At 70.2% G+C, this 19314-nt stretch carries 14 protein-coding genes; 10 read left to right on the top strand and 4 right to left on the bottom strand.

Going from position 1 to position 19314, the window contains the following annotated elements; genetic code table 11:
* Positions 1-85 precede the first annotated feature (85 nt).
* The 4 genes from rhaI (at position 86) to ABTX78_RS09350 (ending at position 6504) form a co-directional block, all read left to right on the top strand.
* Positions 86-1246, top strand: a complete 1161-nt coding sequence (gene rhaI, locus ABTX78_RS09365) for an L-rhamnose isomerase (RefSeq protein WP_352206178.1) — start codon at positions 86-88, stop codon at positions 1244-1246.
* Positions 1243-3291 carry a bifunctional aldolase/short-chain dehydrogenase gene (locus ABTX78_RS09360; protein WP_352206177.1) on the top strand — a complete coding sequence of 683 codons (2049 nt, stop codon included), beginning with the start codon at positions 1243-1245 and terminating at the stop codon, positions 3289-3291. Before rhaI ends, ABTX78_RS09360 begins: the two co-directional genes overlap by 4 nt.
* Positions 3292-3445: 154 nt before the next feature.
* A complete protein-coding gene (locus ABTX78_RS09355; RefSeq protein ID WP_352206298.1) occupies positions 3446-4900 on the top strand; it encodes a rhamnulokinase in 1455 nt (484 codons plus the stop codon).
* A 125-nt stretch (positions 4901-5025) separates the two neighbouring features.
* Entirely contained in the window at positions 5026-6504 is a 1479-nt protein-coding gene (locus ABTX78_RS09350) for a glutamate-cysteine ligase family protein (RefSeq protein WP_352206176.1), read from the top strand.
* A gap of 67 nt (positions 6505-6571) precedes the next feature.
* On the opposite strand, the gene ABTX78_RS09345 is transcribed toward ABTX78_RS09350, so the two are convergent.
* The gene (locus tag ABTX78_RS09345) at positions 6572-8245 is read right to left on the bottom strand and encodes a lysyl oxidase family protein (RefSeq protein WP_352206175.1); all 1674 of its coding nucleotides are present in this window, start codon (positions 8243-8245) and stop codon (positions 6572-6574) included.
* A gap of 299 nt (positions 8246-8544) precedes the next feature.
* Between ABTX78_RS09345 and ABTX78_RS09340 the strand changes: the two genes are divergently transcribed.
* Positions 8545-9426, top strand: a complete 882-nt coding sequence (locus ABTX78_RS09340) for an aldo/keto reductase (protein WP_352206174.1) — start codon at positions 8545-8547, stop codon at positions 9424-9426.
* Between the two features lie 311 nt (positions 9427-9737).
* Complete coding sequence (locus tag ABTX78_RS09335; RefSeq protein ID WP_352206173.1) at positions 9738-10604, top strand: AraC family transcriptional regulator; 867 nt, start codon at positions 9738-9740, stop codon at positions 10602-10604.
* Positions 10605-10727: 123 nt separating this feature from the next.
* On the opposite strand, the gene ABTX78_RS09330 is transcribed toward ABTX78_RS09335, so the two are convergent.
* The 3 genes from ABTX78_RS09330 to ABTX78_RS09320 all read right to left on the bottom strand — a co-directional run bounded on the left by ABTX78_RS09330 (position 10728) and on the right by ABTX78_RS09320 (position 14401).
* Positions 10728-12395 (bottom strand): sigma-70 family RNA polymerase sigma factor, encoded by a 1668-nt coding sequence (locus tag ABTX78_RS09330; protein ID WP_352206172.1) that lies wholly within the window; start codon positions 12393-12395, stop codon positions 10728-10730.
* Between the two features lie 239 nt (positions 12396-12634).
* Positions 12635-13909, bottom strand: coding sequence for an RNA polymerase sigma factor (locus ABTX78_RS09325; protein WP_502993837.1), 1275 nt, complete (start codon positions 13907-13909; stop codon positions 12635-12637).
* An 87-nt stretch (positions 13910-13996) separates the two neighbouring features.
* Positions 13997-14401: a YciI family protein gene (locus ABTX78_RS09320; RefSeq protein ID WP_352206171.1), complete on the bottom strand. Its 405-nt coding sequence runs from the start codon at positions 14399-14401 to the stop codon at positions 13997-13999.
* A 206-nt stretch (positions 14402-14607) separates the two neighbouring features.
* Here ABTX78_RS09320 and ABTX78_RS09315 point away from each other — a divergent pair, with 206 nt between their 5' ends.
* From ABTX78_RS09315 to ABTX78_RS09300, 4 genes are all read left to right on the top strand, one after another.
* Positions 14608-16266, top strand: a complete 1659-nt coding sequence (locus tag ABTX78_RS09315; protein WP_352206170.1) for an NAD(P)/FAD-dependent oxidoreductase — start codon at positions 14608-14610, stop codon at positions 16264-16266.
* Complete coding sequence (locus ABTX78_RS09310) at positions 16263-17756, top strand: ATP-binding protein (RefSeq protein WP_352206169.1); 1494 nt, start codon at positions 16263-16265, stop codon at positions 17754-17756. The genes ABTX78_RS09315 and ABTX78_RS09310 overlap by 4 nt, the downstream gene beginning before the upstream one ends.
* A 15-nt stretch (positions 17757-17771) precedes the next feature.
* Positions 17772-18134 (top strand): UBP-type zinc finger domain-containing protein, encoded by a 363-nt coding sequence (locus ABTX78_RS09305; RefSeq protein WP_352206168.1) that lies wholly within the window; start codon positions 17772-17774, stop codon positions 18132-18134.
* A gap of 68 nt (positions 18135-18202) precedes the next feature.
* Positions 18203-19312 carry a DUF475 domain-containing protein gene (locus ABTX78_RS09300; RefSeq protein WP_352206167.1) on the top strand — a complete coding sequence of 370 codons (1110 nt, stop codon included), beginning with the start codon at positions 18203-18205 and terminating at the stop codon, positions 19310-19312.
* Positions 19313-19314 lie beyond the last annotated feature (2 nt).

Below are 19314 nucleotides of genomic sequence, written 5' to 3'. Positions count from 1 at the left end.
CCTTGACAGTCCTTTGCGGGCTCCTTAGCTTCGGCCTGATGAATCGATTCATGGTGTTGTTGTCCGTGACACGGGAGTGCTGACCATGCCGAGCCGAACCACCGTCATCGCCGCCCTCCAAGCGCAGGCCGTCGAGACGGCCTCCTGGGCGTACGCGAACTCCGGCACCCGTTTCAAGGTCTTCGCCCAGCGGGGCGTCCCCCGCACCCCGCAGGAGAAACTGGACGACGCCGCCCAGGTCCACCGCCACACCGGCGTGGCGCCTACCGTCGCGCTGCACATCCCCTGGGACAGGGTCGACGACTACGCCGCCCTGGCGAAGTACGCCGAGGAGCGCGGACTGCGCCTCGGCGCGATCAACGCCAACGTCTTCCAGGACGACGACTACCGACTCGGCAGCGTGTGCCACCCCGACGCCTCGGTCCGCCGCAAGGCACTGGACCACCTCTTCGAGTGCGTCGACATCATGGAGGCCACCGGCTCCCGCGACCTCAAGCTGTGGTTCTCGGACGGCACCAACTACCCCGGCCAGGACGACATCCGGGCCCGCCAGGACCGGCTCTCCGACGCGCTCGCCGCGGTGTACGAGCGGCTCGGCGACGACCGGCGGATGCTCCTGGAGTACAAGCTCTTCGAGCCCGCCTTCTACACGACCGACGTGCCGGACTGGGGCACCGCGTACGCGCACTGCCTGAGGCTGGGGGAGAGGGCCCAGGTCGTCGTGGACACCGGGCACCACGCGCCGGGCACCAACATCGAGTTCATCGTCGCGGTGCTGCTGCGGGAGGGGAAACTCGGCGGCTTCGACTTCAACTCACGGTTCTACGCCGACGACGACCTCATGGTCGGCGCCGCGGACCCCTTCCAGCTCTTCCGGATCATGTACGAGGTCATCCGCGGTGGCGGACTCGTCCCCGGCACCGCCTTCATGCTCGACCAGTGCCACAACATCGAGGCGAAGATCCCCGCGATCATCCGCTCGGTGATGAACGTTCAGGAGGCCACGGCCAAGGCACTGCTGGTGGACGCCGAGAGCCTCACCGCGGCACAGGCGAGCGGAGACGTGCTGGAGGCCAACGCCGCCCTCATGGACGCCTACAACACCGATGTACGGCCGCTCCTCGCCGATGTGCGTGAGGAGATGGGCATCGACCCCGATCCCGTCGGCGCCTACCGCCGCTCCGGCTGGGCCGAGAAGATCATCGCCGAGCGTGTCGGCGGCACGCAGGCCGGGTGGGGAGCATGAACGAGACGACACAGCACCCGGCGGCCGCCGAACTGCTCGCCCGTTCCCACCGGCTGGGAGCGGACCCCCGGAACACCAACTTCGCCGGCGGCAACACCTCCGCCAAGGGCACCGCCACCGACCCCGTCACCGGCACGGACGTCGAGCTGATGTGGGTCAAGGGATCGGGCGGCGACCTCGGCACGCTCACCGTCGAGGGCCTGGCCGCCCTCCGTCTCGACCGGCTGCGCGCGCTCACCGCTGTCTACCCGGGCATCGAGCGCGAGGACGAGATGGTGGCCGCCTTCGACTACTGCCTGCACGGCAAGGGCGGGGCCGCTCCCTCCATCGACACCGCGATGCACGGCCTCGTGGACGCGGCCCATGTGGACCACCTTCATCCCGACTCCGGCATCGCGCTCGCCTGCGCGGCGGGCGGTGAGGCGCTGACCGAGGAATGCTTCGGCGACCGGGTGGTGTGGGTGGCATGGCGGCGGCCCGGCTTCCAGCTCGGCCTGGACATCGCGGCCGTCAAGAAGGCACACCCGCAGGCGATCGGCTGCGTCCTCGGCGGCCACGGGATCACCGCCTGGGGGGCGACCTCCGAGGAGTGCGAGCGCAATTCGCTGGACATCATCCGTACCGCCGAGACCTTCCTGGCCGAGCGCGGCGCACCCGAACCCTTCGGCCCGGTGCTCGCCGGGTACGAACCCCTGCCCGAGGCCGAGCGGCGGGTCCGCGCCGCCGCTCTCGCGCCGGTGATCCGCGGCCTCGCCTCCCACGACCGGGCGCAGGTCGGCCACTTCACCGATGCCGGACCGGTGCTCGACTTCCTGTCCCGGTCGGAGCATCCGCGACTGGCCGCGCTGGGCACCTCGTGCCCCGACCACTTCCTGCGCACGAAGGTACGGCCCCTCGTCCTGGACCTGCCGGCGGGCGCCGGACTGGAGACCGCCGTGGACCGGCTGAAGGAGCTCCACCGGGAGTACCGCGAGGAGTACCGGGCCTACTACGAGCGGCACGCCGACGAGCACACACCCCCCATGCGGGGCGCCGATCCGGCGATCGTGCTGGTCCCGGGCGTGGGCATGTTCTCGTTCGGCAAGGACAAGCAGACGGCGCGGGTCGCCGGCGCGTTCTATCTCAACGCGGTCGAGGTCATGCGCGGTGCCGAGGCCGTCTCGTCCTACGCGCCGATCGAGGAGTCCGAGAAGTTCCGCATCGAGTACTGGGAACTGGAGGAGGCCAAGCTGCGGCGGATGCCGAGGCCCAGGCCGCTGGCGGCACGGATCGCGCTGGTCACCGGAGCAGGCTCCGGCATCGGCCGGGCGATCGCTCACCGGCTCGTCGCCGAAGGGGCGTGTGTCGTCGTCGCCGATCGTTCCCGGAGCGGCGCCGAGACGGTGGCCGCCGAACTCGGCGGACCCGATCACGCGGTCCCCGTGACCGTCGACGTGACCAGCGAGGAACAGATCACCGAAGCCTTCGCGGCGGCCCATCTCGCCTTCGGCGGCGTCGACCTGGTGGTGAACAACGCCGGGATCTCCATCTCCAAGCCGCTGCTGGAGACCTCGTCGCAGGACTGGGATCTCCAGCACGACATCATGGCGCGCGGATCGTTCCTGGTCTCCCGGGAGGCCGTCCGCACGATGATCGCCCAGCAACTGGGCGGCGACATCGTCTACATCGCGTCCAAGAACGGGGTCTTCGCGGGCCCGAACAACATCGCGTACGGCGCGACGAAGGCGGACCAGGCCCACCAGGTCCGGCTGCTGGCGGCCGAGGTCGGCGAACACGGCATCCGGGTCAACGGGGTCAACCCCGACGGAGTGGTGCGCGGCTCCGGCATCTTCGCCGGCGGCTGGGGCGCCCAGCGGGCCGCCGTGTACGGCGTGGAGGAGGCGGAGCTCGGCGCTTTCTACGCCCGGCGCACGCTGCTGAAGCGGGAAGTGCTGCCGGAGCATGTGGCCAACGCGGTCTTCGCGCTGACCGGCGGGGACCTCTCGCACACCACAGGACTGCACATCCCGGTGGACGCCGGCGTGGCGGCCGCCTTCCTCCGCTGACCGCGCGGCGCCCGATGACGAACAGCCGGAACGCCGCACCCGACCCGGCCCCGACCGGGAGACGTCGGCACCCGACCGGCAGGAGGTGCACGTGACCGTCGCCGAACCACTCGCCTTCGCCGCCGTCGACCTCGGAGCGTCGAGCGGGCGGGTGATGCTGGGCCGGGCGGGCCCGGGCGTACTGGAGCTGACCGAGGTCCACCGGTTCCCCAACCGGCCGGTCAGGACCGGCGCCACCCTGCACTGGGACATCCTCGCCCTCCACCGGGGTGTGCTCGACGGCCTGCGGGCCGCGGCCGCCGCGACGGACGGACGCCTCGCGGGCATCGGCATCGACAGCTGGGCCGTCGACTACGGACTGCTCGACGCCTCCGGCGAGCTCCTCGGCAATCCGGTCCACTACCGGGACGACCGTACGAAGGGGGTGGCGGAGAGGGCGGCGGCCCTCCTGCCACCCGGCGAACTGTACGCGGCGACAGGGCTCCAGTATCTGCCGTTCAACACCGTCTACCAGCTGATCGCGGCAGCGGGCACCCCCCAACTCGCCGCCGCCCGACAGGCGTTGCTGATCCCCGATCTGATCAGTTACTGGCTGACCGGCAGGGCCGGGACGGAGATCACCAACGCCTCCACCACACAGCTGGTCGACCCCCGCACCCGTGACTGGTCGCGCACCGTCGCCCGGCGTCTGGGGATCGACCTCTCCCTCTTCCCACCGCTGCGCGCACCCGGTGACGCCGCCGGCACTCTTCGCCCCGAGGTGCTGGCCGAGACCGGGCTCACCGGGCCGGTGCCGGTGATCGTCGTCGGCTCGCACGACACCGCGTCGGCCGTCGTCGGTGTCCCCGCCGACGGCGAGGACTTCGCCTATGTCGCCACCGGCACCTGGTCACTCGCCGGACTGGAGCTGCCCGCGCCGGTCCTCGGGGAAGCCAGCAGACGCGCCAACTTCACCAATGAGCTCGGCGTGGACGGTACGGTCCGGTATCTGCGCAACATCATGGGCCTGTGGCTCCTCCAGGAGTGCATGCGGACCTGGGAGGCGCAGGGGCGGGCGCAGAGTCTTCCCGCGCTGCTCGACGCGGCAGCCGCCGCCGTACCGCTGCGCTCGGTGGTCGACGCGAGCGACCCCGCGTTCATCGCCCCCGGCGACATGCCCCGCCGCATCGCCGAAGCCTGCCTGCGGACGGGGCAGCCCGCGCCCCGCACCGAGGCCGAGACGGTGCGCTGTGTTGTGGACTCGCTCGCGCTGGCCCACCGACAGGCGGTCGAGGAAGCCGTCCGGCTGTCGGGACGCTCCGTCTCGCGCGTGCACATCGTCGGGGGCGGAGTGCGCAATCCCCTGCTGTGCCGGCTGACGGCCGAGGCGACGGGCCTGCCGGTCGTCGCCGGTCCGGCGGAGGCCGCGGCCTTCGGCAATCTGCTGGTCCAGGCGCGTGCGGCGGGGGCCGTCGGCGGAGGCCTTCAGGATCTGCGTGCTCTGCTCCGCACCACCCAGGAGCCGCGGGTGTACGAGCCGCGGGGTACGAGTGGCAGCACGCGCGAGGCGTGGGACGCGGCGGCGTCCCGCTGTGGTCGCGCCGAAGGGGCACCCGCCGGGCCCGGGTGAACCCGTGCCGCCCCGGTGTCGTCACACCCCTGCGCCCCGGAGGGCCGCGGATCCTCACTGGTCGGGTCGGCCGGGGAGTGCGATTCTGGGAGAGGGCAGTCTGCCGAGGGGACTCGGGAGGGCCGATGGGACGAGACGTTCCGGCGAAGGTGTTCACACGTGAGGACCGCCGCCGGTACCGGATCAAGATGCAGGCATGCCTCGACGCCTTCGCGCAGATGCTGCGCGACTCCCGGTTCGAGTTCGAGCGGCCGCAGGTCGGTCTGGAGATCGAGCTCAATCTGGCGGACGCCGACGGCCGGCCCGCGATGCGCAGCACCGACGTGCTGGAGGCGATCGCCGATCCCGCCTGGGCGACCGAGCTGGGCCGGTTCAATCTGGAGATCAACATCCCGCCACGGCGGCTCACGGCCGGCGGTCCCGACGACTGGGAACAGGAGATCCGGGACGCGCTCAATCATGCCGAGGAGCGGGCCGCCGCCGTCGGTGCGCATCTGATCATGGTGGGCATCCTGCCGACCCTGCGGCAGCCGGACGTGGGCGAGGCCGCGCTGTCGGAGGATCCGCGCTACAGGCTGCTGAACGAGCAGGTCTTCGCGGCCCGCGGCGAGGATCTGAGGATCGCCGTGGACGGGGTGGACCGGCTGCGGACGTACGCCGACACCATCACGCCCGAGGCGGCGTGCACCAGTACCCAGTTCCATCTGCAGGTCTCGCCGGACGAGTTCGCCGGCTACTGGAACGCCGCACAGGCCATCGCCGGCGTCCAGGTGGCACTGGCGGCGAACTCGCCGTTCCTGTTCGGCAAGGAACTGTGGCACGAGACCCGTATCCCCCTCTTCGAGCAGGCCACCGACACCCGCTCCGACGAGATCAAGGTGCAGGGGGTGCGGCCCCGCGTGTGGTTCGGGGAACGGTGGATCAACAGCGTCTTCGACCTCTTCGAGGAGAACGTGCGGTACTTCCCCGCGCTGCTCCCGCTGTGCGACGAAGCCGATCCGCTGCAGATCCTGGACGGTGGCGACATCCCCGAACTGGCCGAACTCACCCTGCACAACGGCACGATCTACCGCTGGAACCGGCCGGTGTACGCCATCGACCACGACAAGCCGCATCTGCGCGTGGAGAATCGCGTCCTCCCCGCCGGGCCCACGGTCGCCGACGTCCTCGCCAACGGAGCGTTCTACTACGGTCTGACCCGCGCGCTGGTCGACGAGGAACGTCCGGTCTGGTCGCGCATGTCGTTCTCGGCCGCGGAGGACAATCTGCACGCCGCCGCGCGGAACGGGATCGACGCACGGCTGTACTGGCCCGGCATGGGTGAGGTGCCCGTGGTCGAGCTGGTGCTGCGCCGGCTGCTGCCGCTGGCGCACCAGGGGCTGGAGCGGTCCGGTATGGACGCGGCATGGCGGGAGCCGCTGCTGGGGATCATCGAGCAGCGGTGCGTCACGGGCCGCAACGGGGCGGTCTGGCAGAAGGAGATGTTCCATCACATCGCCGACTCCACCCATGTCGGATCCCACGAGGCGCTGCGGCGGATGACCCGGCAGTACAGCGACTACATGCATCTCAACGCACCCGTCCACACCTGGCCGGTGGACTGAGAGCGGCACAAGGCCCGGCCGCCTTCGAGAGGTGGCCGGGCCTCCGTCGCTGTTTGTCGTCCGTGTGTCAGGGGGCGTTGATCAGGTCGTGCGGAGGAACGGTGACCTTGCGGGCACCCGCCTTGCCGCTGAGGACGACCTTGCGCAGGGCGACGTTGTTCTTGAGGTTCGTCTCCTGCAGCCGCTTCTCGGGGTTGGCGATGACCTGGATGTAGTAGGTGCCGTTGGGCAGGTCCGTCACGTCGAAGGACTGGCCGGGACGGTACTGGGTGTAGGTGTCGCCGGAGCCCACGTCCAGGACCTCACGCACCGAGATCGAGCTCTGCTGGCCGCACGCGGTGGACAGATCGGTGTTGAACGGGTGCCAGTTGGCGTTCTTCACCGTGTAGTCGATCGCGTCCGTGTTGGCCAGGCAGAAGGCCTCCTTGCCACTGCGGACGATCTCGCTCTGGTCGGCGCTCAGGAGGCGGTAGCTGGCGAAGTCGGTGAAGTGCCAGTGCTCGTGGCCGATACGTGGGTCCCACTCCATGGTGCCCGTGGGGGTGTAGCCGACCTGCTTGCCCTTCGCGTCGTAGAAGTACTGGTAGGCGTCCATCAGGTCCTTGCCGGGACTGCGGAAACCGTCCACGACGAGCGGCGCGGGACCGGCGTTCCACACGTTGGCGCTGAAGACCATGTAGTCCTTGCCAGGGACGTCACCGTCCTCGCCGTCGGAGATGCCGATGTCCCAGGCGGGCAGCGAACGCAGGTCGGGCTTGGGCACGTCGGGCACACTCGCCCGGCCGGTCGGACGCTTGGCGTTGGGCTGGAGGGCGGGAGCGATACGGGAGCCGTCGGTGTGGCCCGGGCCGTCACCGAGGTGACCGGCCGCACGGGCGGCCTTGAGCGCGTACGGCAGGGCGGGCGGCGCGGGTGCGTCGGCTCCCCGGCCCTCGTGGTAGGCGTGCCCGGAACCGGCAGCCGGCTTCCCGTGGGCGGCGCCGTGACCGGAGTGACCGGTCTTCGACGAGCGCATCCCTTCCCCGGGCGGGCTCTGGCCTTCCCCGGACGGGCCCTGGCGCACGGTCACCTTGAGCGACTTGGTCTCGTTGGGCATGCCGAACAGATCGCGGTACGCCTTCGTCACCGACAGCTTGGCGGTGTACTCACCCACGGGCAGGTTCACCGGCTCGGAGTAGTACCCGAGGTAGGTGTTGGAGGCCCAGCCGTTCTCGACGCCCCAGACCGAACCGAGGGTGAAGGGGTTGGTGGGACAGCTCTCGGGATACTTCGACTTCGCCGGGGCGTCCGGGCGGATCCGGCCGGACGCGTTGTTCGGGCAGAAGGTCTCCTGCTTGCTGAGCACCTTCTTCCCGTTCTTGTCGGTGATGGTGACCTGGAGGAAGCCGGCCAGACCGGTGAAGTCCTTGACGAGGCCCTTCGGCAGCGTCTTGGTCGTGGTCTTCTTCCCCTGGCGGACGACCTGTCGGGCCACGACAGGGTCCTTGTAGGACGCGCGCCTGACCTGGAACTCCAGGGGCGCGCCCTCGGCGGTGAGGTAGGTGCCGAGGTCGAGATAGACCCCGGATTCCTCGTCCCGGTCGAGAGTGACAGCGTTGGAGGCGGCGATCAGCCGAAGCTTGGGTGTGGTCTGGGCCTTGGCGGTGTCGGGTGCGGCGGCGGCAACGCCGGCGATCACAGCCAGCGCGGCGGAGCCCGCGAATGCGGCGCGCCAGAGACGATTGCGGTGAGGTCTGGTCATCGGTTCCTCGTCCTCGGGAGCCAGCGGAATGACCGATCAGTTCTGATCGGAGCCTGGCCGACCTGTCAGAACGCAGGACGCCCGAACCGGTTGTCTGAGGACCCTCAAGTCCTCGATCGTTGTCCGAAATGATGGCCGGTCCGCGACAATCCGGCCGTCCCTCTGCCTTCTCGCCCCGCGCCAAACGGCGCTGTGCTAACGGACGCGGCCGGGTCCGGACCATGCCTGTCGCGGTGTCACCACACAGTGATCCCGGTGGAGCGGTGCCCCGGTTCCGGGAGTGAGGGAAACTGGTGATCATGACATCTGAGGCGATTACCGCGACGGCCGCGGGCACCTGGAGACTCGGCGACCTCGTGGTCAACCGGATGGGATACGGCGCGATGCGCCTCACCGCGACCGCGGACGGGCGGCCGACCGACCGCGACCGGGTGATCGGCGTGCTGCGCCGCGCCGTCGACCTCGGGGTCAACCACATCGACACAGCGGCGTTCTACTTCTCGACGCTGCGCTCCGCCAACGAACTGATCAACAGCGCACTCGCGCCCTACCCCGACTCCCTCGTCATCGCCACCAAGGTCGGCCCGGGGCGCGACCCCTCGGGAGTCTGGTCGTGGGCCACGCCCGGACAACTGCGCGGCCAGGTCGAGGAGAACCTGCGCCAGCTCGGCCGCGACCACCTGGACGTGGTGAATCTGCGGATCCCGCGGCAGGACAGCACCGGTTCGATCGCCGAGCACTTCGGTGCACTGTCCGAGCTGCGCAACGCCGGACTGATCCGTCATCTGGGGCTGTCGAACGTCCGGCCCGACCACCTCGCCGAGGCACTCGCCATCGCGCCGGTGGTCTGCGTCCAGAACTCCTACGGGGTCGGCGCACCTCCCGGGGAGCACGCGTTCCTGCGCGCGTGCGGCGAACAGGGCATCGCCTACGTGCCGTTCTTCGCCATCGCGGGCGCCGGTCGCGAGGAGGGCGCGAGTGCCACCGACACCCACGAGGTGCTGGCCGTCGCCCGGGCCCACGGAGCGAGCGCCGCGCAGGTCCGCCTTGCCTGGACGCTCCAGCGCGGACCTCATGTGCTGGCCATCCCGGGCACCGGCAACCCGGACCACCTGACCGACAACGTGGCCGCGGGCGCGCTGCGGCTGTCCGAGGACGAACTGGCGCGGCTCGCCGGGTAGAAGGCAACGCCGGTCGGACGGGAGCCGGACGGCCGCCTGGCGCGGCGGGCGGTGAGGGCGTGGCGTGGCGGACACCGCGCCCTGACGGCACCGGGGCCGGCGCGCCTGTCGGCTCATCGGTCTCGGACGGCACTCCGGCTTCGTTGACGGCGTCGGGCCCCGCGCGTGGCAGCACGCTGCCGGCGTGCCCGACCGCGGACAGCTGCCCCGATCGTGCCGGGCACAGGGCACTGATCATGCCGGGCACAGGATGTCGGGTGCGGGACCGGACCCACGTCCTAGCGTGGGTGATCAACAGGGAGGAGGCCGGCGTGCTGGACAGACTGAACCAGGCCATGGAGCACATTGAGCGCCGACTCGACCAGCGGATCGAGACGGCCGAGCTCGCACGTATCGCCGTCACGTCGGAGTACCACTTCCGGCGGCTGTTCTCCGCACTCGCGGGGATACCGCTGTCCGCATACATCCGGCGCAGGCGGCTCACCGTCGCCGGGGCCGAGGTGATCTCCGGGGAGCGGACGCTGCTGGAGATCGCCGTGCGATACGGCTACGGATCGGGCGAGGCGTTCGCCCGCGCCTTCAGGGCCGTGCACGGCGTCGGACCCGGCGAGGCCCGGCGCACCGGTGCGGCTCTGGTCTCCCAGCCACGGATGTCCTTCCATCTCGTCGTCGAAGGGAGCAGCAGCATGCAGTACCGCCTGGTGGAGAAGGAGGAGTTCCATGTCGTTGGGCGCAGGGCCCGTGTGCCGCTGGTGCACGAGGGCATGAACCCGGCGATCGTCGCGTTCATCCGGAGCATCGGGCAGGAGACGTTGCAGCGGATGACGGACCTGTCCGACCAGGAGCCGCGGGGGATCGTCGGGGTGAGCGACAACCTCGCCGACAGTCGTGCGGAGGGAACGGAACTCGACTACTACCACGCTGTGGTGAGCGCCTCTCCGGCACCGGAGGGCATGGACTCACTCGCCGTTCCGGCCGGCACCTGGGCGGTGTTCGAGAACGCGGGTGCCTTCCCGCAGGCGCTGCAGTACCTGTGGCGCGATGTGTTCACCCAGTGGTTCCCGTCCAATCCGTACCGGAGCAGGCCGGGCCCGGAAATCCTGCGCACCCGGCTCTCGCCGGACGGTGCACAGGCGGAGGCGGAGCTCTGGATCCCGGTGGAGAGGACCGAGCCCTGACGCCATGAGCGACCCCGGTGGCGCCGCAACGGATGGACCACCTTGCCCGTACACCGGTCGCGGCCTACTGTTCCGGTGCCGGAGACCCGGTGCGGTCTCCGGTGCCAATGACCCACTCCGGTCTCAGTGGCTCACCCCGAAGACCTGCGTCCACCACGGACCGCCCGGGCCTTCGTGGATGCCGAGGCCCATGTTCTTGAAGTCGCAGTTCAGGATGTTCGCCCGGTGACCAGGGCTGTTCATCCAGCTCTCCATCACCGACGCCGCAGTCTGTTGTCCCCTGGCGATGTTCTCGCCGTAGGTCCGCCACTGGTAGCCGGCAGCGGTGATGCGGTCGCCAGGGCTCCTGTCGTCCTGACCGGTGTGCGAGAAGTAGTTCTTCGCCGCCATGTCGTCGGAGTGCCGGCGAGCGGCCGTGTCCAGCCGGGCGTTGCCGCTCAGCGGTCCGCAGCCGGCCGCGGTCCGCTCCTTGTTGACCAGGGAGAGGACGGCGCCGGCAGGTCCGGACCGGGTCTGCCGCGTTGCTGTGTCCGGTTTCGGAGCGGGCGCGGAGTCCGCGACGACGGGACGTGGGGCCGGCGTGCGGGTCGCGGCGCGCTTCGTCGGTGACGGCGAGGGCCGGGGTGTCGGGCTCGCGCTGCTGCGAGACGGCGAAGGTGAGGCGGTCGCCGTCGCCTTCGCCGGGGGAGTGGATGGCAGAACTCCCTGTGCTTCGCTGACCGTCGACGGGGTCTGCGTCCCGGGATCCTGGTCGTCCGTGAACAGGTGGAGCGTGCCTCCCGCGGTGACCAGCGCCGCCACGGTCAGGGCCGCGGCGGTCGTCCGCCGGCGTCGTCGGGCCCGATCCAGCCGCCGCTGCGCCTCGCGCCCCTGGGCACGGCCTCCGCCGTGTCCGAGGCCCGTTGTTCCGTGCTCCCCAGGTGTCTCGTGACGCCCGGCCGTCTCGCGCTCCCCGGATATATCGTCGTGCCCGGGTATCCGGTCGTGCGCTGCGGCGAGTGCCGGATCCGCCGCTGCCAGAGTGGTCGCGGCGGCCGCGAGCGGCACGAGCCCCAGTCCGACGAGGAGGCGCTCCGCTGGGACGAGCCCCGCCGAACAGCCGGAACACACCGTGCATTCACGGGCATGGCGGGCGATGCGCTTGCGCCACAGGGCGGAGGGCGCCCCGTCCCACCCCTCGACCAGCGACTCCAGCAGCACACACCGCGGTTGGGCCGCGAGGGCACGCACGACCACCCGGGAGGCGTCGAGCTGGGCCTTCATCCGCTGCACGCGTACGGCCGTGTGCTGCGGGGACAGCTCCATGGCCACGGCGACCTCGGCGCGGGTCAGTTCGCCGGTGGACTCCAGCCACCACAGGGACAGCAACGACCGGTCGTCCTCGTCGAGCCAGCGGGTCGCCTCCGCGACCTCGCGTCGCTGCCCCGACAGACCGAGGCGCGCGATGGTCAGGTCGACGAAGTCCGCCCCGGGGTCGGCCAGGTCGTAGGCGTCGTCCAGACCGCCGGCGACAGGCGCGTCCCGGTGCCGGCGCCAGTGGCCGCGGATCTGATTCACCGTGATGGCCACCAGCCACGACCGGAAACTGCCCGGGTCGCGCAGCGTCCCGATACCGGAGAGTGCGCGGAGCATGGTCTCCTGCGTCACGTCGTCGACATCGGCGTGCCCGTCGAGCGCCCGCCCGACGATGTTGTGGACGAGAGGGAGGCACGCGGCCACGAGCCGGTCCTGGGCCCGCTGATCCCCGGACCGGGCCGCCACGATCTCCGAGACCTCGAGGTCACTGCTCACGTTCTCTCCACTCCTTGCTTCCGACTCGGGCCTGTTCCGTCCCACAGAAGGGAGATGCGAGGAGTCCAGGCCGATAACAGAAACCGGGAAACCGGCCGATGGGCGCTCCCGTCGGCGTGGGTCGCAGAGATCGTAAGCGAGCAGGTGTTCCGGGGCGACGGGTGCCTGACGGAAGAGTGATATCGGGTGCCGTCCTTGAAAACGCGCTTGCCATCTCGTGGCCTCGGACCCGTCCGCGCCTATGCATGCGCCGGCCCGCCGTCGCCCCCCGCCGCGAGTTCGGCCGCCTGGATGGTGAGGTAGTGCCGCTCCGGGAGGCTCGCCGTCCGGTTGGCGGCGGCCCGGTAGTTCGCCACCGCCCCCTCCCGGTCGCCGGCCATCCGCAGCAGATGGGCGCGCACCACGTACAGCCGGTGGTGGTCCTTGAGCCGCGCGTCCGACGCCAGGACCTCCAGTACCTCCAGGCCGGCGTCGGGACCGTGCACCATGGCGGCGGCGACGGCCCGGTTGAGTACGACGAACGGATTGTCCGAGATGCGCTCCAGCACGCCGTACAGCGCCAGGATCTGCGGCCAGTCCGTCTCCTCGGCCGTCGGCGACTCGTCGTGCACCGCGGCGATCGCCGCCTGCACCTGGTACGGGCCGACCGGGCCGCGCGGCAGTGCGGCGGTGATCAGGGCGACACCTTCGGCGATCGCGCCGACGTCCCACAGGCTGCGGTCCTGTGCGGCGAGGGGGATCAGTTCACCGGCGGGGCCGGTCCGCGCCCGGCCGCGCGCGTCGTTGAGGAGCATCAGGGCCAGCAGCCCGGTGACCTCGCCGTCATCGGGGAGCTGGGCATGCACGGCACGCGTCAGACGGATCGCCTCGGTCGAGAACTCGACGCGCCGGACATCCGGGCCGGTACTGCTCGTGTAACCCTCGTTGAAGATCAGGTACAGCACGTGGAGAACCGCGTCCAGCCGGTCCGGCCACTCCTCGCGGTCCGGCATCCGGAACGGGATCCCCGACGTCTTGATGCGCTGCTTCGCCCGGCTGATCCGCCGGCCCAGCGTGGTCTCCGGAACCATGAACGCCTGGGCGATCTCGCCGGTCGTCAGTCCTCCGACGGAACGCAGCGTGAGCGCGATCGCCGCATCGGCCGACAGCGCGGGGTGGCAACACAGGAAGAGCAGCATGAGCGTGTCGTCGTGGTCCGCACCGCGCGCGGTGTCCGCCGCGGGCGCGGTCCGCCGGTCCGCCGGGTTCTGCGCGGCGACCAGTTCCTCCCGGCGGCGCCGGGCCTGCTCGCTCCTGACCTGCTCCGTCATCCTCCGCTGTGCGACCTTGATCAGCCAGCCCCGCGGATTGCGCGGCAGCCCCTCCTCCGGCCACTGGTGCGCGGCCGCGAGCAGAGCTTCCTGCGTCGCGTCCTCGGCCGTCTCGAAGTCGCCGTAGCGCCGGGTGAGTACGCCGACGACCTGCGGCGCCAGGCGGCGCAGCAGGTCGCTCTCGGACTCGGGCAGGCCGGTCAGAGTCGTCGTCCTTGTCCTCGGTCACCGTCGGCAGGCGTCGACCGGCCGGCGGCGCGTGGGCCCGGGGTGACGGGCCTACCACCCTTCCTACAGGTCGCCGGTCGGAGCCGACATCACCTGTCGTACCTCGATCGGCATGTTCAGGGGCGCTCCGCCGGGGCCGGGAGCGGCCGACACGGTCGCCGCGATCTCGACGGCACGCTCGACGTCCGGGCAGTCCACGATCCAGTAGCCGGCGAGGAACTCCTTGGTCTCGGGGAAGGGCCCCTCGGTCACCACCGGCGCCCCGCTGCCGTGACCCCGGACGATCTTGGCCGTCTCCGGCATGGCCAGCCCCTGGCCGTCGACCAGCTCGCCGCGGGCCGTGAGCTGCTGATTGGTCTCGTTCATGAAGGCCATGTGCGCCTTGACCTCGTCGGCGGACCAGGCGGTGATCGGCGGCAGCTCGTCCTGCATGTCCGCGCTGAACTGCATGAGCAGCATGTACTTCATGGTGGTCTCCCTCTGTCCGGGGAGCCCCTCCTGGGGCGCCCTCACAGGTAGGTAGAAGCACGGGCCGCGATTTCGACAGCCTACGGACGATCTGCCGAAAAATTCTGGCGTCGGCTTCCACCGGGCGCCGCTCCCGACCGCCGGACCTGCCCTCGTCGTTCATGCACACATCGCATTCGTCATCGGTGCGGCGCATGATGGGGGGCATGGCGAAGCCGACCATCCTGACCGTCGATGACGATCCAGGAGTCTCCCGAGCCATCGCTCGCGACCTCCGTCGCCGGTACGGCGACCGGTACCGCGTGCTCCGGGCACCGTCGGGCGAAGAGGCGCTGGAGGCTCTGCGCGAGGTCAAGCTGCGCGGCGAACCACTCGCCGTGATGATCGCCGACTACCGCATGCCGACGATGAACGGCGTGCAGTTCCTGGAAGCGGCGATGGATCTCTTCCCGCTGGCCAGACGCGTCCTGCTGACGGCGTACGCCGACACGGGGGCCGCCATCGACGCCATCAACATCGTCGACCTCGACCACTATCTGCTCAAGCCGTGGAGCCCTCCGGAGGAGAACCTCTACCCGGTGCTGGACTCCCTGCTGGAGCTGTGGTCGAACGCCCCCGAACGAGGGGCGGGCGAGACCCGTATCGTCGGCCACCGCTGGTCGGCGCCCTCCTTCGCCGTACGGGAGTTCCTCGCCCGCAACCTCGTCCCCTACCGCTGGATCGCTGCCGACGATCCGGAGGGCCGACGGCTCCTGGACGCCGCGGGCCTGAGCGCCGACGACGTACCGCTGGTGATCACCTCCGACGGCAAGACCCTGCAGTCGCCGACTGAGGCCGAGCTCGCCGACCAGGTCGGCCTGAGCACCACACCCGCCTCCGACTTCTACGACGTCGTCGTCATCGGTGCGGGCCCCGCCGGTCTCGGAGCCGCCGTCTACGCGGCGTCCGAAGGCCTGCGGACCGTCCTGGTGGAGCGGAGGGCGACGGGCGGGCAGGCCGGCCAGAGCAGCCGCATCGAGAACTACCTCGGCTTCCCGGACGGAGTGTCCGGGGCGCAGCTCACCGACCGGGCACGCCGCCAGGCCACCCGCTTCGGGGCCGAGATCCTCAGCGCCCGCGAGGTGGTCGCCCTGGAAGCGGCGGGAGCGGGCCGGGTGCTGCGGTTCAGCGACGGCACCTCCGTCGGCGCGCACACGGTGGTCCTCGCCACCGGGGTGTCGTACCGCCGGCTTGAGGGAGAGGGCCTGGACGAGTTCACCGGAGCGGGCGTCTTCTACGGCTCGGCGTCCTTCGAGGCCGCGAACTGCTCCGGTCAGGACGTGTACATCGTCGGCGGCGCCAACTCCGCCGGCCAGGCCGCCGTCTACTTCTCCCGCTACGCCCGGCGCGTCCATCTCCTCGTCCGCGGCGCCGACTTGATCCGGTCGATGTCGTACTACCTCGTGCAGCAGATCAGCGCCATCGACAACATCGAGGTCCATCCGCACACCGAAGTGGCGGGCGGTGAGGGCGACAGGCATCTGCAACGGCTGACGCTGCGCGACAACCGGACCGGGGATGTCGTGATCACCGACACCTCCTGGCTGTTCATCTTCATCGGCGCCGAGCCGCCCACCGACTGGCTGGACGGCGTCGTGGCCCGTGACGGACGCGGCTTCGTGCTCACCGGTCCCGATCTGCTCATCGAGGGCGCGAGGCCCGCCCACTGGCCGCTGTCCCGGGACCCGTACCACCTCGAGACCAGCGTGCCCGGAGTCTTCGCCGCCGGAGACGTGCGCGCTGACTCCGTCAAACGGGTCGCATCCGCGGTGGGGGAGGGTGCCATGGCCGTCTCCCTGGTGCACCGCTATCTGGAGGCGCCATGACCGACCCGGGCCCGCGCACCGGGCTCACCCCGGCCGAACTCCAGGAACTGTTCCTCTTCGAGGCGCTCGACGACAAGCAGTTGCGCTGGCTGTCCGAACGCGGCCGCGTCGAGACACGACCTGCCGGCTCACCCGTGTACTCCGAAGGTGAGGCCGCCACCTGCTTCTTCGTCCTGCTCGACGGCACGGTCTCCATCGGCCGCCGTATCCACGGCGACGACCTGGAGTTCAACCGCACCGACCAGAAGGGTGTCTACGCCGGGGCCACGCAGGCCTATCTGGGGGACCGGGTGGATCAGGTCTACCCCAACACCCTGGAGGCGATCACCGACGTCGAACTCTTCCTGCTGCCCGCAGACGAGTTCGCCTACGCCGTCCGCACCTGGTTCCCGATGGCGCTGCACCTGCTCGAAGGCCTCTTCTTCGGGACCCGGGCCAGCAACACCATCATCGGGGAACGCGAACGGCTGGTCGCCCTCGGCTCCCTCACCGCGGGCCTCACGCACGAGCTCAACAACCCCGCTGCCGCGGCCGTCCGGGCCACCGACACCCTGCGCGACAGGGTCACCAAGATGCGCCACAAGCTCGCCCTCATTGCCGACGGACGCGTCGACGGGACCCGGCTGCACCGGCTCGTCGAGATGCAGGACGCCGCCGTCCAGCGGGCCACCAACGCCCCCAGGCGGACGGCGATCGAGTCCTCCGACGCCGAGGACGAGGTCGCCGACTGGCTGGAGGACCACGAGGTCGACCGGCCCTGGGACATCGCGCCCGTCCTGGTCGCCGGTGGCCTCGACCCCGACTGGCTGGCCGACGCGACCGACGACCTGGGCGATGAGAACCGGCAGGCAGCGGTGGGTTGGCTCACCTACACCGTCGACACCGAACTGCTGATGAGCGAGATCGAGGACGCCGTCAACCGTATCTCCGGACTCGTCGACGCGGCGCGCCAGTACTCCCAGCTCGACCGCTCCGCCCAACAGCCCGTCGACGTGCACGAACTCCTCGACGCCACGCTCGTGATGCTCCAGGCCAAGGTTCCCCCCGGTGTGCGCGTGGTGAAGGAGTTCGACCGCACCCTGCCACCCGTCCCGGCGTACGGCGCCGAACTCAACCAGGTGTGGACGAACCTCATCGACAACGCGCTCGGCGCGATGAACGGCAGCGGCACCCTCACCATCACCACCGGGCGCGAGGGCGACCGCCTCTTCGTCGAGGTCCGCGACACCGGCCCCGGCATCCCCGCCGACGTCCGGCCGCGGATCTTCGAGCCCTTCTTCACCACCAAACCCGTCGGCGAGGGCACCGGACTCGGTCTCGACATCTCCTATCGCATCGTCGTCAACAAGCACCACGGCGACATCCGGGTCGACTCGCATCCCGGCGACACACGCTTCCGCGTCTGTCTGCCCATCACACCCCCCTCGGACGACGGCAGTCCACCGCCCGAGGACGTCGGCAGTACCGGAACCGAGCCGGCCTCCGGCTGAGTGAGGAGAGACGCCATGGCAGACGACCGGATCCCCGGTATCGACACCTCGGCCGAGCCCAGCGGGGAGGGATGCGCCGAGTGCCTGGCCGGCGACGGACCGGGCTGGTGGGTGCATCTGCGCCGCTGTGCCGCGTGCGGACACATCGGCTGCTGCGACTCGTCACCGTCGCAGCACGGCACGCGGCACGCGAAGCAGGAGGGCCACCCGTTCCTCACCAGCTTCGAACCGGGGGAGGAGTGGTTCTGGAACGTCGAGACGGAGCAGTACTACGAAGGCGGTCCCCAACTGCCGCCTCCTGTCGCCCATCCGCTCACGCAGCCGACGCCCGGGCCGGAGGGTGCCGTACCCCCCGACTGGCAGCAACACGTCAATTGATCGCGGGCCGGCCGCGGTGCCTATGGTGGGTCATGTCGGTCTGCCTACGCGATTGATGGGGATGGCGGATGCTGTGGAAGACGTTTCGCTGGTCGTTCGGCATCACCGCCATCGGTCTCGTGGTGGCGGTGTTCTACGACGGGTGGGCGGCACTGGGGGTCGTGGCGATCCTGACCGTGCTCGAGATCTCGCTGTCGTTCGACAACGCGGTGATCAACGCCGGAATCCTGAAGAAGATGAGCGCCTTCTGGCAGACGATCTTCCTCACGGTGGGCGTGCTGATCGCCGTCTTCGGTATGCGGCTGATCTTCCCGGTCGTCATCGTCGCCGTCAGCGCCCGGCTCAGTCCGCTCGACGCGGTGCACCTCGCCGTGACCGACAAGCCCCGCTACCAGGAACTCGTGACCGACGCGCATCCCTCGATCGCCGCGTTCGGCGGGATGTTCCTGCTGATGATCTTCCTCGACTTCGTCTTCGCCGACCGTGAGATCACCTGGCTCGGCTGGCTCGAACGCCCGCTGGCCAAGCTGGGCAGGATCGACATGCTGTCGGTGTGCATCGCCCTGATCGTGCTGCTGCTCAGCGCCACGACCTTCGCGACCCACGCCCATCAGCACGGCGGCGCTCACGTCGACAAGGGCGAGACCGTGCTCGTCGCGGGTGTCGCGGGGCTGGTGACGTATCTCGTCGTCGGCGGGCTGTCGGGCTTCTTCGAGAACCGGCTCGAACAGCAGGAGAAACGCGAGCACGAGGCAGAGGAGCAGGCGCGGCGCAGCGGGAAGGATCCGTCCGCCGTGGTCCTGGCGGGCAAGGCCGCGTTCTTCATGTTCCTCTACCTGGAGGTGCTGGACGCGTCGTTCTCCTTCGACGGTGTCATCGGCGCCTTCGCCATCACCAACGACATCGTGCTGATGGCGCTCGGTCTCGGCATCGGTGCCATGTACGTCCGGTCGCTGACCGTCTACCTGGTTCGCCAGGGCACGCTCGACGACTACGTCTACTTGGAACACGGCGCGCACTACGCGATCGGCGCCCTCGCCGTGATCCTGCTCGTCACCATCCAGTACCAGATCAACGAGATCATCACCGGACTCATCGGCGTCGTCCTGATCGGGGCGTCGTTCCTGTCCTCCGTACGCCGCAACAGGGTGCTCGCCGCCGACGGCGAAGACCCGTGACC

Source organism: Streptomyces sp. NPDC096193, assembly GCF_040302905.1.
GTDB lineage: Bacteria > Actinomycetota > Actinomycetes > Streptomycetales > Streptomycetaceae > Streptomyces.
Note: the sequence above shows the minus strand (reverse complement) of the source record. Positions and strands in the feature narration are given on the sequence as shown.